Source organism: Pseudomonas sp. Root562 (assembly GCF_001427125.1).
Classification (GTDB): Bacteria; Pseudomonadota; Gammaproteobacteria; order Pseudomonadales; family Pseudomonadaceae; genus Aquipseudomonas.
Window position 1 is genome coordinate 137,918 of sequence record NZ_LMGK01000005.1, and the last position, 15,583, is coordinate 153,500.

The 15,583-nt window shown below is 59.6% G+C and carries 11 protein-coding genes, 1 tRNA gene and 2 pseudogenes; 7 read left to right on the forward strand and 7 right to left on the reverse strand.

Translation table 11 applies throughout. The annotated features are described in order from the left end of the window. The first annotated feature begins 99 nt into the window (after window positions 1–99). Complete coding sequence (gene pth, locus ASD60_RS06880) at window positions 100–684, forward strand: aminoacyl-tRNA hydrolase (protein WP_056853278.1); 585 nt, start codon at window positions 100–102, stop codon at window positions 682–684. Window positions 685–707: 23 nt separating this feature from the next. Further along, window positions 708–1,808 carry a redox-regulated ATPase YchF gene (ychF, locus tag ASD60_RS06885; RefSeq protein ID WP_015096822.1) on the forward strand — a complete coding sequence of 367 codons (1,101 nt, stop codon included), beginning with the start codon at window positions 708–710 and terminating at the stop codon, window positions 1,806–1,808. Window positions 1,809–1,970: 162 nt separating this feature from the next. Here ychF and ASD60_RS06890 read toward each other — a convergent pair whose 3' ends face one another. Beyond that, window positions 1,971–3,188, reverse strand: a complete 1,218-nt coding sequence (locus tag ASD60_RS06890; protein ID WP_056853279.1) for an MFS transporter — start codon at window positions 3,186–3,188, stop codon at window positions 1,971–1,973. A gap of 332 nt (window positions 3,189–3,520) precedes the next feature. On the opposite strand from ASD60_RS06890, the gene ASD60_RS06895 reads away from it, so the two are divergent. Further along, window positions 3,521–5,578, forward strand: coding sequence for a methyl-accepting chemotaxis protein (locus ASD60_RS06895; protein WP_056853280.1), 2,058 nt, complete (start codon window positions 3,521–3,523; stop codon window positions 5,576–5,578). A 116-nt stretch (window positions 5,579–5,694) separates the two neighbouring features. Further along, a tRNA-Met gene (locus ASD60_RS06900) sits at window positions 5,695–5,771 on the forward strand. Window positions 5,772–5,869: 98 nt separating this feature from the next. Here ASD60_RS06900 and ASD60_RS06905 read toward each other — a convergent pair. Continuing rightward, window positions 5,870–6,979, reverse strand: a complete 1,110-nt coding sequence (locus ASD60_RS06905) for a DUF2817 domain-containing protein (protein ID WP_056853281.1) — start codon at window positions 6,977–6,979, stop codon at window positions 5,870–5,872. 166 nt (window positions 6,980–7,145) lie between these two features. On the opposite strand from ASD60_RS06905, the gene ggt reads away from it, so the two are divergent. After that, window positions 7,146–8,978: a gamma-glutamyltransferase gene (gene ggt / locus ASD60_RS06910; protein WP_056853282.1), complete on the forward strand. Its 1,833-nt coding sequence runs from the start codon at window positions 7,146–7,148 to the stop codon at window positions 8,976–8,978. Between the two features lie 119 nt (window positions 8,979–9,097). On the opposite strand, the gene ddlA is transcribed toward ggt, so the two are convergent. The 5 genes and pseudogenes from ddlA to ASD60_RS06925 all read right to left on the reverse strand — a co-directional run bounded on the left by ddlA (window position 9,098) and on the right by ASD60_RS06925 (window position 13,289). Continuing rightward, window positions 9,098–10,192 carry a D-alanine--D-alanine ligase gene (ddlA, locus tag ASD60_RS06915; RefSeq protein WP_056853283.1) on the reverse strand — a complete coding sequence of 365 codons (1,095 nt, stop codon included), beginning with the start codon at window positions 10,190–10,192 and terminating at the stop codon, window positions 9,098–9,100. Between the two features lie 46 nt (window positions 10,193–10,238). Beyond that, window positions 10,239–10,394: pseudogene (locus ASD60_RS28040) on the reverse strand (flavin reductase); the annotation flags it as partial. Window positions 10,395–10,531: 137 nt separating this feature from the next. Further along, on the reverse strand, window positions 10,532–10,987 hold the full coding sequence (locus tag ASD60_RS29805) for a methyl-accepting chemotaxis protein (protein WP_442965983.1): 456 nt from the start codon (window positions 10,985–10,987) through the stop codon (window positions 10,532–10,534). Between the two features lie 84 nt (window positions 10,988–11,071). After that, window positions 11,072–11,896: pseudogene (locus ASD60_RS29810) on the reverse strand (PAS domain-containing protein); the annotation flags it as partial. 79 nt (window positions 11,897–11,975) lie between these two features. Beyond that, window positions 11,976–13,289: an MFS transporter gene (locus tag ASD60_RS06925; protein ID WP_056853285.1), complete on the reverse strand. Its 1,314-nt coding sequence runs from the start codon at window positions 13,287–13,289 to the stop codon at window positions 11,976–11,978. 200 nt (window positions 13,290–13,489) lie between these two features. Here ASD60_RS06925 and ASD60_RS06930 point away from each other — a divergent pair, with 200 nt between their 5' ends. Both ASD60_RS06930 and ASD60_RS06935 read left to right on the forward strand, forming a co-directional pair. Continuing rightward, window positions 13,490–14,908 (forward strand): short-chain fatty acid transporter, encoded by a 1,419-nt coding sequence (locus ASD60_RS06930; protein WP_056853286.1) that lies wholly within the window; start codon window positions 13,490–13,492, stop codon window positions 14,906–14,908. A gap of 218 nt (window positions 14,909–15,126) precedes the next feature. Next, window positions 15,127–15,447 carry a hypothetical protein gene (locus ASD60_RS06935; protein WP_056853287.1) on the forward strand — a complete coding sequence of 107 codons (321 nt, stop codon included), beginning with the start codon at window positions 15,127–15,129 and terminating at the stop codon, window positions 15,445–15,447. Window positions 15,448–15,583 lie beyond the last annotated feature (136 nt).

A 15,583-nucleotide genomic window follows, 5' to 3' on the forward strand; every position in this document is an offset into this window, starting at 1 on the left:
CGGAGTTTACATCATGGTAAATGAGCAATTTTCGTCCACTTTCGCCGCTCTCCCTGATTGCGGCGATGTTATCCACCACTCCTAGGAAGGGCCCCTATCGTGACTGCCATCAAACTGATCGTTGGCCTGGGAAATCCAGGCGCTGAATACGAACAGACCCGGCATAACGCAGGGGCCCTTTTTGTTGAGCGCATCGCGAACGCACAAGGCGTAAACCTTGTGGCGGACCGCAAATATTTCGGCCTGACCGGTCGCTTTTCGCATCAGGGTCAGGATGTTCGTCTGCTGATTCCCACCACGTACATGAACCGCAGCGGCCAGGCCGTCGCGGCCCTTGCCGGTTTCTTCCGCATCAAGCCTGAAGAAATCCTCGTGGCGCATGACGAACTCGACCTGCCTCCGGGCGTCGCCAAGCTCAAACAGGGCGGCGGCCATGGCGGTCACAACGGGTTGCGCGACATCATTGCGCAATTGGGCAATCAGAATACCTTTCACCGCTTGCGGCTTGGCATTGGCCACCCGGGCGTTGCCAGTATGGTTTCAAACTTCGTCCTGGGTCGTGCGCCACGCGCCGAACAGGAAAAACTCGATGCCAGCATCGACTTTGCCCTCGGCGTGCTGCCGGATATCCTCGCCGGTGAATGGAACCGCGCGATGAAAAACCTGCACAGCCAGAAGGCCTGACTTTTTACCCGAGGGGAAACACCATGGGATTCAATTGCGGCATCGTCGGCCTGCCTAACGTCGGCAAGTCCACCCTGTTCAACGCCCTGACCAAATCCGGTATTGCGGCCGAGAACTTCCCCTTCTGCACCATCGAACCCAACAGCGGTATCGTGCCGATGCCGGACCCGCGCCTGGAGGCATTGGCGGCCATCGTCAATCCAAAGCGCATCCTGCCGACCACCATGGAATTCGTCGACATCGCGGGCCTGGTTGCCGGCGCGTCGAAGGGCGAAGGCCTGGGCAACAAGTTCCTGGCCAACATCCGTGAAACCGATGCCATCGCTCACGTGGTCCGCTGCTTCGAAGACGAGAACGTGATTCACGTCTCCAACAGCGTCGACCCGAAACGTGACATCGAAATCATCGACCTGGAACTGATCTTCGCCGACCTCGACAGCTGCGAGAAGCAACTGCAGAAAGTCGCGCGTAACGCCAAGGGCGGCGACAAGGATGCCGTGGTTCAGAAGGGCCTGCTGGAGCAATTGATTGCTCACTTCACCCTCGGCAAGCCTGCGCGCAGCCTGATGAAGACCATGAGCACCGATGAAAAAGCGGTGATCAAGGGCTTCCACCTGCTGACCACCAAGCCGGTCATGTATATCGCCAACGTCGCTGAAGACGGTTTCGAGAACAACCCGCACCTGGACGTGGTCAAGGCCATCGCCGAAGAAGAAGGTGCCATGGTCGTTCCGGTCTGCAACAAGATCGAAGCGGAAATCGCCGAACTCGACGACGGCGAAGAGAAAGACATGTTCCTCGAAGCCCTGGGCCTCGAAGAACCAGGTCTGAACCGAGTGATCCGGGCCGGCTACGAAATGCTGCACCTGCAGACCTACTTCACCGCCGGTGTCGAAGAAGTCCGCGCCTGGACCGTGCGCGTCGGTGCCACCGCACCGCAAGCCGCTGGCGTGATCCACACCGACTTCGAAAAAGGCTTCATCCGCGCCGAAGTGATCGCCTACAACGACTTCATCCAGTACAAAGGCGAAGCCGGTACCAAGGAAGCCGGTAAATGGCGCCTGGAAGGCAAGGACTACATCGTCAAAGACGGCGACGTGATGCACTTCCGCTTCAACGTGTAAAACCTCGACCCAAGAAAAAGCCGCGTTTGAAACGCGGCTTTTTTGTGCCTGAAATTCGGGCAACACCCCATACCCCGTAGGAGCGAGGCTTGCCCGCGAAGGCGTCACCATGCCGCTAAAAGCTTCGCGGGCAAGCCTCTCCCCTACAGGATAGGCTTGGGATCAGGCCTTTTTGGTGCGAGGCAAGAAAATCGCCAACACACCCAGCAACGGCAGGAACGAACACAGGAAGTACACGTACTCGATGCCGTGAATATCTGCCAAATGCCCCAGTAACGCCGCGCCGATCCCGCCGAAACCGAACATCAAACCGAAGAACACCCCGGCAATCATTCCGACATTGCCCGGCACCAGTTCCTGGGCATACACCACGATGGCCGAGAACGCCGAAGCCAGGATGAAGCCGATGACCACGCTGAGCACACTGGTCCAGAACAGGTCGACATGCGGCAGCAACAACGTGAACGGCGCCACGCCAAGGATCGAGAACCAGATCACGGCCTTACGCCCGATCTTGTCACCGATCGGCCCACCGAAAAACGTCCCCGCTGCAACCGCGCCGAGAAACAGGAACAGATGCAACTGCGAACTGGCCACTGAAAGGTCGAATTTTTCGATCAGGTAGAAGGTGAAATAACTGGTGAGGCTGGACATATAAAAGTACTTGGAGAACACCAGCAAACCGAGAACCACCAGCGCACTGATCACCCTTCCCTTGGACAGCCCGTGGGTTGCAGCCTGGCCTTGCTTGAGCTTGAACAGGTTCAGGTGATTGGCGTACCAGCGGCTGATCCGGTACAGCACGAACAACGCAAATACCGCGAACAACCCGAACCATGCCACGTTGCCCTGACCGTAGGGAATGATGATCGCCGCCGCCAGCAACGGACCGAACGCCGAACCCGCATTGCCGCCCACTTGAAAAGTCGACTGCGCCAGCCCGAAGCGTCCGCCCGAGGCCAGTCGTGCCACGCGAGAAGCTTCCGGGTGGAAGGTCGAGGAGCCAATGCCGATCAGCGCCGCCGCCAGCAGGATCATCGGGAAGCTGCCGACCACCGACATCATCACAATCCCCACCAACGTGCACACGGTGCCCGCTGGCAACAGCCACGGCTTGGGATGGCGGTCGGTGTGATACCCGACCCACGGCTGCAACAGCGAAGCCGTCAGTTGGAACGTCAGGGTGATCAACCCGACCTGGGTAAATGTCAGGCCATAGTTAGCCTTGAGCATCGGGTAAATCGACGGCAGTACCGACTGAATCAGGTCATTGATCAAGTGCGCCAGCGCCACTGCGCCGATGATGCGCATGACCAGAGGACTGCTTTGCGAAGGAGCGGAGGCCGGCACGGAACCGGTCTGGGCATTGCTGATAGCCATGGGGGTTTCCAGACAACGAAGGGTGCACACGAACAGTTGCGTCAATGTGCCATTTTTCGGTGCAGGAGCGCCATCCCCTTAGCCTGCTAACTACTTCAATTTTTCATCGCTAAAGAGGTGATAGCGCTGTGCCATGGTCTGAATCTTGCCTTCCTGTTCCGCTTCAACGCGGCCCTCTTACAAAGAGGGCCGAGAATGGGAAGTTTCGCCACAGAGTCGGCCTACAGAGCTGGCAATGGTGAACTTTCGAGGCCTTTTAAGGGGCACCGGTCGTGGTCTTACGAGTCACGACGCACGCCAATGGTGCGCGGTGTTCAAAGGAGTCACGGGGCATGCAGGCTTTTTTATCACCGGGGATCGGGCTGCTGGGGCGTTTCGGGTTTGCGCGCAAGTTTCAGCTGTTGTTTCTGCTGTTCATCCTGCCATTGGCCGGCAGCCTGTGGATGATCGGCCAGGATTATCGCGACAAACTGAATTTGATCTCAGGAGAACGTGCCGGGGTTCGTCAACTTCTCGCCCTTGATGCGCTGGACAACCTGCTTTCCGCCCAACGTGATCGTGCAGCCCGATGGCGCGCAACGGAAACCAATCGCCAACCGACGCCTGCAACGCTGGCCGCCATGGCAGCCTTCGACGCGGTCCAGCCCGCCGTCACTGAGGCCGCTTCTGACCTTGGTGCAACGCTGCAAAAAGACCAGGCCAAGGATGAAACCTTGACGCGTTTTCAAACCCTGCAGTCGGCTCTCAACGGCCTCGACTCGAAAAGCCTCAGCAGCGTCGGTTGGTGGCCGGACGGTTACGATCGCTTCACCAACGCCTTGAGTGCGCTGCAAGCGTTGCGCGAGCAAATCGCCATGGACAATCGCCTGACACTCGCACCCTGGCTGGAAACGTACCTGCTGACACAGATTTCCACCCAGCACGCACCAGACCTGATCGAACGTGTCGGTCGCCTGGCCGCCGTGGGCCAGGCATCCGTGGTGTCTGGGCAGTTCACCTTGCAAAGTCGCCTGCAATTACGTGATCTGCGCAGCCGCATTGGAGATGCCAGGGAGCAATTGGCAAAAACGGCGGGACTGCTCGAGGCCCGCTTGCCCAGCGCCCTGCAAACCTGGGCCGATCAGTACCATGACAGCCTCAAGCACCTCCATTCAGGGTTGAAAGTCCTCGATGACGGCGTGTTCGGCGGCAGCATCAACCTCAAGCCCGAAGACTTTGAGCGCAGCCTGGACGCCCTGCTCGCCAACCTCGCGGCGTTGCGCCAGCAATCGCTGGAATCGCTGGACCAGCGTCTTGATTACTACCACGACTCGGCGATCCGTCAGTTCATCGTGGTGGCGAGCGTGTTTGGCTGCCTCTTGCTGGCGGCTTTGTACCTGTTCATTTGTTTGCAGGCGTCGATCCGCCGTAGCGCCAGCGGTATCACCCTGCTCGCCGAAGCCCTGCGCGACGGCAACCTGAGCCTGCAAGCGCCGGTTCAAGGTCGGGACGAATTGGCGGCCATCAGCACCGCGCTGAATGTTGCCGTGGTGCAGTTGCGCACCAGTTTGCTCGGTGTGGATCACGAAACCCTGCAATTGAGCAACGCCGTGCAAACCCTCAACCACCATTCCAGCGATGCGCTGGGCGAGGTCGAAGCCCAACAGTTGCAGATCAGTCAGATAGCCGCTGCGGCCACGCAATTGGCCGCGACCTCTCAAGGGGTGGCCCACAGTTGCGAGCAGGCTTCTGGCAGCGCTCAGCAGACTCAGCGCATTGCTGCCGACAGCAGTCGGGACAGCCTGCGTACGACGGCAAGTATTCAGGCGCTCAATCAGCGTCTGAACGACACCGCTGCGGCGCTGGGTCGGGTCAGTGAACAAGGGCAGCAGATCCAGTTGGTGGTCGACACCATTCGCGGCGTCGCCGAGCAGACCAACCTGTTGGCGCTCAACGCCGCCATCGAGGCCGCCCGTGCCGGCGAGCAGGGCCGTGGTTTTGCAGTGGTGGCCGACGAAGTGCGCAGCCTGTCGCAACGCACGCAGTCCTCGACCGCGCAGATCGCCGGTACGGTCGACAGTTTGCGCAGCACGGTGAACGAAGCCGTCAGCCTGATGGAAGCGGCGTGTGGCCAGGCGCAATCCGATGCCCTGGCCGTCACGGGCCTGGGCGAGCGCCTGGGGGAAATTGCCAGTGCAGTACAGGGCGTCACCGACACCCTGGCGCAGATTGCGACAGCCGTAGAGGAACAGGCCAGCACCGCCGACGAGGTCAGCGGCAACATCCAACAAGTCGATCAGGCCGCGGTGCGTTTACTCGAAGGTGCCCGTGCGGTAAACCACGCAGCCGACACATTGAGCCATGGCAGCAAGGCATTGAGTGCCAATACCGGCAGGTTTCAGCTCAATTGATGCCCTCCCCCGAGTGTTTTTTTCGGCTCAGGAGGATAAGCGGTTGAAAGCGTAGAGAAATATTTTAGATTTGTGCTTGACGCATCCCCGTTACCGGTGAATAATGCGCGCCACTTGGCTACATAGCTCAGTTGGTTAGAGCATAGCATTCATAATGCTGGGGTCCGGGGTTCAAGTCCCTGTGTAGCCACCAAGTACTAAAAACGGCTTACCGCAAGGTAGGCCGTTTTTTTATGCCTCGAGAAAACTGCGCCGCGGTGACAGGAGATCCTCAACCGCTGCGCTCGTGGATCAGGTTCGAACCGTCGGTAATGCAGACAGCGCTCGCTCCCAGATCTGCCAGGTCCGCAACCAGACCATCGCCTGCCAATCGTTGTCGGCAGGATAAAACTGCTCCAGCAGATTCAGCTTGATCTCGCGCCCTGTCGCATCACCTGGATTGCCATGCAGATGCAGCCAATGATCATCACGCAGATGGCGATGCACGTCCGGGCCCGGATACGTCCCGCACTCAATGACAAACGGCATCAACCGCACCTGTGGCAGCGCATCGAGCAATGCCTGCGAGGTATAGCCGGTGGCCGTCGCGGCCACACCGGTTTCGCTCAAGGTGTCGGCGCCGGTTTGCAAACTGTAGAGCCACGGCCCATAGATCGCCTGCGCATCCGCCAGCGCCGGATAGGCAGACTCGGTTATGGTCAATAACATCGGATGCCCGTACTCACCGGCGCCGGTGTGCAGATCGAAACACATGGCAACCTCGGCATGGCTCATGTGCTTTTGCATGATCCGGTGCAACGTGCGATTCGACCAGCTCGGCACCAGCCCGCCATAAAACAGGCCATCGGGGTGAGCATGCTGTCCACCTTCGACGATCGACATCACCGCTGGCCAGCCGTGTCGCGCAATCTGTTCATCGAGCAACGCATCGGCCCGATCCCGCTCGGGGCCTCGCAACTGCGTGCAGGCATAGATGTCATGCAGCGCGTTGTAAGCCTGGTTGTCCGGCAGTGGGCGCTGGAAGTTCAGGTGATTGCGGTTCAGGTCGATATTGTCTTCGTTGACCCGCCGCAGCCACGCCATGCCCCAAGGGTTGATTACATGGATCATCACCACAGCCACATCCGCCGGCAATGAGCGCTTGCCAAGTTCCTGCAGCCACTTGATCTGGCAACTCGAACCGTAAAAGCCTTCCACGCCATGGGTGCCGCTCAACGCGATCAACAATCGCTTGGCACCTGGATCCCCCAGCACCGCCACGTCAGTCGCCAGCGGTTCACCGAACGGCCCTCTGAGCGGATGAGCGTACTCGCTCAGCGTCGCACCCGCCGCGCTGGCCGCTGCCAGAAACTGTTCGCGCTGAGCTCGGTAACTTGGCTGCGTTGGAAACTCGGTCTGCATGTCTGCCTCTAGTTGGTTTTCTGACCTGCCTGTTGGCAATGACCCTACAGAAAATCCGCCCGATGATGAAGCACAATGCAATCTTTGCAGCGAGAGCCGGTTTGCGTCACCGCAAGACGGTAGATAAAGTCGCCGGAACGTTTATCTCACGGATGGAGTGCCCCACGTGTTCTCAGCTTTGCACTTGAACCGTCATCGAGTGTCAGCCATTGCGCTGATCACCGCCGCGATAGCCCTCGGCGCCTGCAACAACGCATCGGTACCGACACTGCCGCTCGCACCGGAAAGCGCTTCCGGTTATCGCACCGATCTACAGACCCGCCACGCCTCGAAACACATGGCAGCCGCCGCCAATCCGCTGGCCGCCGAAGCCGGGTGCGAGATGCTGCGTCGCGGTGGTTCGGCCATCGATGCCGCGATTGCGATGCAAGCGGTATTGACGCTGGTCGAACCGCAATCGTCAGGCATCGGCGGTGGCGCCTTGATTGTGTTGTGGGATGGTAAAACCGTGCGCACCTACGACGGCCGCGAAACCGCACCGGCTGGCGCCACCGAGAAGCTTTTCCTGCAGGCCGATGGCCAACCCATGCCCTTCACCCAGGCACAGATTGGCGGCCGCTCGGTTGGCACGCCGGGCGTGTTGCGTGCGCTTGAACTGGCCCATCGCAAACACGGTCGCCTGCCATGGGCGCAACTGTTCGAACCGGCAATCGAATTGGCCGAGCAAGGTTTTGCCATCTCGCCACGGCTGCACGGGCTGATCGCCTCGGACTCGTCCATGGCTCGCTCCCCCGAGATGATGGCTTACTTTCGCAATGCCGACGGCAGCCCGAAAGCCAGTGGCACCCTGCTGAAAAATCCGCCGTTGGCAGCGTTGTTCCAACGTATCGCCAAGGAAGGGCCGGACGCGTTGTACAAAGGCCCTGTCGCGCAGGAAATCGTGGCCAAGGTCCAAGGTCATGCCAATCCCGGCAGCCTGTCACTGGTCGATCTGGCCAACTACAACGCCAAGGAGCGCGCGCCCCTGTGTAGCGATTACAAACGCTGGCAGGTGTGCGGCATGCCGCCGCCGTCATCGGGCGGAATTGCCGTGGCGCAGATCCTCGGCACGTTGCAAGCCCTGGAGGCTCGCGATCAGCGCTTCGCACTCGCTGCGATGAAACCGTTGAAAACCAGCGCCCCTGCCGGCATCGAACCGTCCCCTGAAGCCGTGCACCTGATCTCGGAAGCCGAGCGCCTGGCCTATGCCGACCGCGCGCAATACGTGGCCGATACGGACTTCGTGCCGGTGCCCGTCAAAGGCCTGATTGACCCGGCTTACCTGGCCAGCCGCGCCGCCATGATCGGCGATCGCAGCATGGGCACCGCCAAACCGGGCACACCGCCGGGCATTCAGGTCGCCTATGCGCCGGACCGTTCGCCTTTGCGCATTTCCACCTCGCAAATCGTCGCCGTCGATGATCAGGGCGGCGCGGTCTCGATGACCACCACCATCGAATCGGCATTCGGCTCGCATGTGATGGTTCAGGGCTTTCTGCTCAATAACGAAATGACCGACTTCTCATTCATCCCCGAGGAAAATGGGCAGAAGGTCGCCAACCGCGTCGAACCGGGCAAACGCCCCCGCTCCTCCATGGCCCCGACGTTGATCTTCGATCGTCAGAACGGCGAATTCCTCGCCAGCATCGGCTCCCCCGGTGGCTCGCAGATCATCGAATACGTCGCCAAATCCACTATCGGCCTGCTCGATTGGAACCTCGACCCGCAAACAGCCATCAACCTGCCCAACTTCGGCAGCCGCAACGGCCCGACCGAACTGGAACGCGGACAATTCAGCCCGATGCTGATCAAGGCGCTGAAGGACAAAGGCCACAACGTGAACGAGATAGACATGACCAGCGGCACTCAGGCCGTGGTTCGGGTCAAGGATGCGCAAGGCAAAGCATCATTGGCCGGCGGCGCAGACCCTCGGCGCGAGGGTGAAGCGTTGGGGGATTAAATGCGACGATGTGGCAATGGAAGAGGGCTTACCGGGTGGTAAGCCCTTTCCAAGAGTATTCAGACATCAGGCCGGCATAGCCAAAATGATGTGCGGGTGACGTTGTAGTCCAGGCGCTTTCAACGACTGATTTTCAACGCCCGTCGCGCCTGATGCTTTTCCATCGCCAGTTCAATCAGCCGCGTAACCAGTTCGCTGTAGGTCATGCCCGCGGCTTGCCAGAGTTTCGGGTACATGCTGATACGGGTGAAACCGGGCAGTGAGTTGATTTCGTTGATCAGCACTTCGCCGCTGTCGGTCAGGAATACATCTACCCGCGCCAGCCCGGAACATCCGAGCACATGAAAAGCCTCGACCGCCATGGCCCGAATGCGCTCGCTGGCCTCGACGCTGATATCGGCCGGGACCACCACTTGCGCGGCCGTGTCGTCGATGTATTTGCTGTCGTAGGAATAAAACCCGTCGCGCACCACGATCTCGCCACAACCGCTGGCGATTGCCTGTTCGTTGCCAAGCACCGCGCATTCGATTTCGCGACCGCTGACAGCCGACTCGACCAGCACCTTGTCGTCGAAGCCCAGCGCCAGCTCGACTGCCGCCACATACTCGGCTTCGCTGGTCACTTTGCTCACGCCTACGGAAGACCCCTGGTTCGCCGGTTTGACGAACAGCGGCAGACCCAGCTTTGTCGATACTTGCGCGAAACCGCTGCGGGCGGCAGTCGTGCGGGTCAGGGTCACGAACGGTGTGACCGCCAGGCCCGCATCACGCAGCAGGCGCTTGCTGATGTCCTTGTCCATGCACACCGCCGAACCGAGTACATCGGAACCCACAAACGGCAAATCAGCCATGCGCAGCAGGCCTTGCAGGCAACCGTCTTCACCGAGCGTGCCGTGGACGATCGGAAAGATCACGTCGACATGCCCCAGTAGTTCCTGACTGGAGGTTTCCACCAACTGCTGGCTGGCTTTGCCGGGCACCACCGCCAGCTCCCGGTTGGACTGATTGAGGGCAATCAGCGCCGGATTTTCCTGGTTCAGCAGAAAATTCGAAGGGTCGTTGAGATGCCAATGCCCTTGTTTGTCGATGCCGATGAGCACCGGTTCGAAGCGCGAACGGTCCAAGGCATCGACGATATTCTTCGCCGATTGCAGCGACACTTCATGCTCGGCCGAACGACCACCAAAAATAATCCCTACACGCAGTTTGCTCATTGCCTGGTCTCGAAGTGAATGTGCTTACGACTCGCGTTGCCGCACCTTACGACTGCAAAAGCTTGCCGTCCACTGGCTCGCCAATCGTCAAAAAGTGCCCACCGGCGACGTGGCGCAAGGTGCGCAACGCATCGTGGCCTTCAAAGTGCCAACGGCCGTCACTGAACACACGCTCGTCGGCCTGGGCGGCAATCACTTCAGCCCAAAGGGGCCGGACAGCGGTGGGAAGCGTTCATGGATGTCTGCTCCTGGGGAAAGAGCCGATTGTAGCGAGGTAAAATCCCGGAAATGAAAAGATCGCCGAAGCGATCTTTTCACATACGTCACATCGCGCAGATCTTATGACGACAGCTGATTGGCAAACTGCCCCACTGCATTGACCACCTTCTGCGCACCGTCCTGGATCTCGACAATCACCGTCCCCGCTTCCGCTGCCAGCGCCAGCCCCTGTTCGGCCTGCAGTTTGCTGTCGGTCATCAGCGCCACAGCGTTGCGCGCCATGTCCTGGTTCTGACGCACCACCAACACGATTTCATCGGTGGCCTGGCTGGTGCGCGAAGCCAATTGCCGGACTTCGTCCGCCACCACGGCAAACCCTCGTCCCTGTTCACCGGCGCGGGCGGCTTCGATAGCGGCGTTGAGCGCCAGCAGGTTGGTCTGTTCGGCAATACCGCTGATGGTTTTGACGATTGTGCCAATCACCAGCGACTGCTCGTTCAGGGCTTCGATGCCATCGCCAGCGGTTTGCATGTGTTTGGCGAGGTCGCGCATCACATCCACCGCCTGCGTCACCACGGCCGTGCCGCGTTGTGCACTCTGGTCGGTTTGCTGCGACGTGCTGTAAGCGATGTTCGCCGCTTCGGCGACCGCTTGCTCCTGATTGACCTGATCGGTGATGACCGTGGCGAACTTCACCACCTTGTAGAGCTTGTTGTTGGCATCGATCACTGGGTTGTAGGACGCTTCCAGCCAGACTGTACGACCATGGCTGTCGATACGCTTGAAACGACCTGTGACGTACTCACCTGCATTCAAGCGGCGCCAGAAGTTCTGGTATTCGGCGCTGTTGTACTCGTCCGGCAGGCAAAAAGTACGGTGATGTTTACCTTTGATCTGCGCCAGGCTGTAACCCATGCCCGAGAGAAACCGGTCATTGGCGGTCAATACGTTGCCATTGAGGTCGAACTCGATCACCGCCGTCGAGCGCACCAGCGCGCCGATCAGGTTTTCATGTTCGCGGGAGGCCTCGATGGTGCGGGTCAGGTCGCTGGAGAAAATCGAAAAGTGCCTGATCCGACCGTCAGCCGAGCGAACCGGCTGAAAGATCGAACGCAGCCACGCTTCCTGCCCGTTTCCACGCAACAAACGCACGGTGCCGGCGAAGTGTTCGCCGCGGGTCAGGGCGTTATTGAAACGCCGTTGGAATTCGTCGTTCTTCACATGCTCCGGGGCGATGTCGTCGATGTGCCGGCCGATCAGCTCGTTGCTTTTGTAGTGCATCTCGCTCAGGAAATTCTGATTGACCGACTGCACCCGGCCATCCGTATCAAGGGTCAGCACCAGCATCTCGCTTTCCAGACTTTCCTTCACTTGCTGAAGGCTGGAGAGTTCTTCACGAAGAGCCGACAGCTCCTGCTTCAAGCGTTTATTGAACATGGGGATGCACCGATGGACTGGATAGAAAGCGATATGCAGCCTAGCCATCGGCCTTGCAGGTCTTTTCTGAAGAGCGTTTGAGTTTTGTCCTACAAAAATAGTTGCCACACGTGGGCAAGCTTGTCAGTCAGGCAGTGCCGGGCGCCGGACAATGTCCAACGCTGGGTATACGCGCACCGAAGTACGCTGCGCTGCCCACCCCCACCGCGCCCATCACTGCACAGAAAATCACGCAGATCCATGGGCTCCACGGCATCAGACCGATCAACAACAATGGGGTGATACTTGCCCAGGCGGCGTAGGCAATGTTGTAGGTAAAGGAAATGCCCGAGACACGAACCCGCGCTGGAAACAGGCTGACCATGACCGAGGGCACCGCGCCGACCACCCCGCACCCGAGCCCCGCCACGGCGTAGGCCAGACCGATCCAATCACCACCGCTGATCAGGCAGCCATAGAGCACGCCGATGCCCAGCGGCAGCAGCAGGCTGTACAACATCACCGTACGCCAGGCGCCAATGCGGTCGACCAGCCAACCGGCAAGCACGCATCCGATGTTCAGAAAGACGATGCCCAATGCGCTCAAGGCGAACGTATGACTGGCGGTCATGCCGAAGGTTTTCTGCATCATGGTCGGGGTGATGACCACGAACACCACCACTGCCGAAGTCAGCACGCAGGTGAGGATCATCGCCGGCAGCATGGCCAGCCGATGTTCACGCAGGACCGCCCGCAACGGCAGCTCGACAGTCTCTTCGCGCCGAGTCTGCATAGCCATGAACACCGGGGTTTCGCTGAGCCAGCGACGCAACCAGACACCGATCACGCCGAATACGCCACCCAGCAGGAATGGGTAACGCCAGGCGAAGTCGAGGATCTCTGCCGGCGTAAACGCCTGCGCGAGGAACGTCGCCGTCAAAGCGCCAAGCAGATAGCCAAAGGTCAGCCCCGCCTGCAAAAAACCCAAGGCATAGCCGCGATGGCCGACCGGCGCGTGCTCGGCGACAAACACCCACGCGCTCGGCACCTCACCGCCCACCGCCGCGCCCTGGAGAACCCGCAGGGCCAACAGCAGCAGTGGTGCGAAGTAACCGATTTGCGCATAGGTCGGCATGATCCCGATCAGCAGGCACGGCAGCGCCATCATCAGGATGCTCAGGCTGAAGACCTTCTTGCGTCCCAACCGGTCGGCAAAATGCGCCATCAGGATGCCACCCAGCGGCCGCGCCAGATAACCGGTGACAAAGATGCCGAAACTTTGCAGCAGGCGCAGCCACTCAGGCATTTCCGGTGGAAAGAACAGCTGACTCAACGTCAGCGCGAAAAATACGAAAATGATGAAGTCGTAGATTTCCAGCGCCCCGCCGAGCGCTGCGAGCCCCAGGGTCTTGTAGTCCGAGCGGCTGAACGGCGCCGGGCGTGAATCAGTGTTGGCAGTCATGAAAAGAACTCTGGCACAGGCATAAATCAAGGCGCCCATGGTCTACGCAAACGCGCCAGCGGACAACCCGTTAGACCAAAGTCCCATAGCCACAAAACAGCGCCGCAAAAAAACAGTGGTTGAATTAATGTTGAGGTCTGTCCAGACGGGCGTCTGACGCCCTGAAGACCACTACAAACATAAAAATTCGAGGTATTCCCGTGGCCGCTGATATCGAAGATACCCGCTCCGCCCGCTTCGCCCTGCGCTGTTCAAGTTTTGCCGAACGCTGGTTCCCCGACTCCTGGGTGTTTGCCGCCCTGGCGGTGATTATCGTGGCGGTGGCCACCATGGCCATGGGTGCCAAACCTACGGACGCCGCCATGGCCTTCGGTGACGGTTTCTGGAGTCTGATCCCGTTCACCATGCAGATGGCTTTCGTGGTGATCGGCGGTTATGTGGTCGCCAGCTCGCCACCGGCCGTGAAGTTGATCGACCGCCTGGCGAAGTTGCCGAAAAACGGCCGCTCCGCGGTGGCATGGGTGGCGCTGATCTCTATGGTCGCGTCGCTGTTGAACTGGGGGTTGTCGCTGGTTTTTGGCGGTTTGCTGGTACGCGCCCTCGCCCGTCGCACCGATCTGAAAATGGACTATCGCGCTGCAGGTGCCGCCGCGTATCTGGGGCTTGGCGCGGTGTGGGCCTTGGGCCTGTCGTCGTCCGCAGCACAATTGCAGGCCAACCCGGCGAGCCTGCCACCGTCGATTCTGTCGATCACCGGAGTGATTCCGTTCACCCAGACCATCTTCCTGTGGCAGTCAGGCGTGATGCTGCTGGCGCTGATCGTTATTTCGCTGATCATTGCCTACGCCACCGCGCCGGGTCCGAACACCGCTCGCGACGCCGAGGCCTGCGGCGTCGACCCGAGTTTCAATTTGCCACCGCTGCAACCACGCACGCGTCCTGGCGAATGGCTGGAGCACAGCCCATTGCTGACCATTTTGCTGGTGCTCCTGGCCGCTGGATGGCTGTTCCATGAGTTCTCGACCAAACCGGCGATCAGTGCGATTTCCGGGCTGAACACCTACAACTTCCTGTTCATCATGCTCGGTGCATTGCTGCACTGGCGCCCGCGCAGCTTCCTCGACGCCGTGTCCCGTGCGGTTCCGACCACCACTGGCGTGCTGATCCAATTCCCGCTGTACGGTTCGATTGCCGCGCTGATGACCACGGTCAAGGGTGCCGATGCGCAGACACTGGCCCATCACATCTCGACCTTCTTCGTCAGCATCGCGTCCCATGACACTTATGCGCTGCTGATGGGTGTGTATTCGGCGATTCTCGGCTTCTTCATTCCATCCGGCGGCGGCAAGTGGATCATTGAAGCGCCGTACGTGATGCAAGTGGCCAACGACCTCAACTACCACCTGGGCTGGGCGGTGCAGATCTACAACGCCGCCGAAGCCCTGCCGAACCTGATCAACCCGTTCTACATGCTGCCGTTGCTGGGTGTACTCGGGTTGAAGGCGCGGGATCTGATCGGTTTCTCCTTCGTGCAATTGCTGGTGCACACACCACTCGTTCTGTTACTGCTCTGGGCGCTGGGCACGACACTGGCGTATACGCCGCCGGTGATGCCGTAAAAAGCTTTTTTCTGCCTGGTCCCGCATGAGCACGCGGGGATCAGGCAGAAAGCCTGTCGATTAGTGAGTCGAACGAGCCCCACAGACTGAAAGCCGCCTTCCTACAAAAGCTGTGGCGATATCACACTCATTACAGGCGCAAGTCCTGACTCTTGCTGCCAGCAGTGTTGAATTAACCTGTCTCGGAGAATCAAACCCCAAAACTCAAGGAAGAAGCGATGACACCAATATCCAAAACACTGGAAGCGTTGATCAATGAAATCTACCAGGATGGCAACGTCTCGGTAGTTGAGTACAGGACACTGCGAGACGATGCAGATCGCCGTATGGATGCGGTCATTCGCGAGTTTGGCCAGCACAACAATGTGACGGCCTTTCAGAAAGCAATGGATGTCGCCATGCAGCTATTGCAAACCGCCGTTATCGATGCAAAAAAAGCCGCACTGACCGACACCGGAGAGGCGATCGTCAAGGACGCGGTCGTCGCACAAGTCGAATACCTGCGTGCCGGCAGCCAATTGGCGCTGCGCCTTCTGTGATTGGCTGATCCGGAACCAGCCCGCAAATACAAGTTGCGGGCTGAACTGTATTTCTTCGAAAAAATGCTCGAGGCCTACTTTTCTGAGGCATTGCGTTGCTCCAGTATGCGTGTATCCGTAACGGGACCACGCTGAA

Coding starts and splice junctions, on each gene's coding strand:
- ASD60_RS06905 (WP_056853281.1), bottom strand. CDS start 6,979: ATGCAGACCGAGTTTCCAACGCAGCCAAGTTACCGAGCTCAGCGCGAA.
- ASD60_RS06890 (WP_056853279.1), bottom strand. CDS start 3,188: ATGGCTATCAGCAATGCCCAGACCGGTTCCGTGCCGGCCTCCGCTCCT.
- ychF (WP_015096822.1), top strand. CDS start 708: ATGGGATTCAATTGCGGCATCGTCGGCCTGCCTAACGTCGGCAAGTCC.
- ASD60_RS06895 (WP_056853280.1), top strand. CDS start 3,521: ATGCAGGCTTTTTTATCACCGGGGATCGGGCTGCTGGGGCGTTTCGGG.
- ASD60_RS06925 (WP_056853285.1), bottom strand. CDS start 13,289: ATGACTGCCAACACTGATTCACGCCCGGCGCCGTTCAGCCGCTCGGAC.
- ASD60_RS06935 (WP_056853287.1), top strand. CDS start 15,127: ATGACACCAATATCCAAAACACTGGAAGCGTTGATCAATGAAATCTAC.
- ddlA (WP_056853283.1), bottom strand. CDS start 10,192: ATGAGCAAACTGCGTGTAGGGATTATTTTTGGTGGTCGTTCGGCCGAG.